Source organism: Bartonella sp. AA23NXGY, from assembly GCF_042197165.1.
Classification (GTDB): Bacteria; Pseudomonadota; Alphaproteobacteria; order Rhizobiales; family Rhizobiaceae; genus Bartonella.
Genome location: NZ_JBHIRO010000091.1, coordinates 1 through 823 on the forward strand (window position 1 = coordinate 1; position 823 = coordinate 823).

Genomic DNA, 823 nt, shown 5'->3' on the forward strand with positions numbered 1-823 from the left:
GCCCGTTTTGTTGTTGGTCACATCCCCCGTCACGCTAAAGACTAAATCCTGCCCCGATGCCAATTGACCGCTATTTCTAAGCTCCCCCGTTTTGATCACGAAATCTCGTGCTGCTAAAACAGACGTTGTCTCATCAACCATAACGCTTGGAGCAATAAAGAGAATATCTCCAGTCCCACCGCCATCTCTTACGGCTTGTAGCCGCGCATTGTGAATATCAAGAGCATTGGTGCTTTGAAAGTCTAAACCGCCATAAGTCAATTCGCTCTCTGAGACATCAATATGATCTGCAATTAAATACAGCGTTTGCGGCGTGTAAATATGAGAACGATTATTGCTTAAATCGAGAGTGTTTGCTGTCAATCTCACATCCCCCTCAGCAGACAACACATTCTCAACACTGATCTCTCCTGATACCGATGTCAATGTTGCACTGCCATAGCCTATGACCTGATCATAATAGATGTCGTTGCCTGCAAAAATTTCAATATTGCCACCACTGGCAATCTGACCAACCTTCACCCCTTCTTTTGCTGTAATCAAAAGAAAGCCCTTTTCATCTAAAACAAGATCCCCTGAACCGCCCGTAGAAACGACACCTGTCATCAGTGTGCCTGCATCAAGGCTGCCAACCTTTAAAACAGCTTCTTCACCTGTCATCAGCGAAGAAAAGTCAACCGCCCCACCCTCAATATTTGCCTTGCCATAGGCTAAAAGTTGCCCAAAATGAACGGGAGCATTTGTTTCTGGTTGTGCTTGAATGGCAACATTTTGATGCGACAGAATTGTTTGAGAAACAGATAGCCCGTTATGAGAAACCAGG

1 pseudogene is annotated in these 823 nt (G+C 45.1%); it reads right to left on the reverse strand.

The features are described 5' to 3' along the window. Positions 1-823: pseudogene (locus tag ACFINY_RS09805) on the reverse strand (filamentous hemagglutinin); the annotation flags it as partial.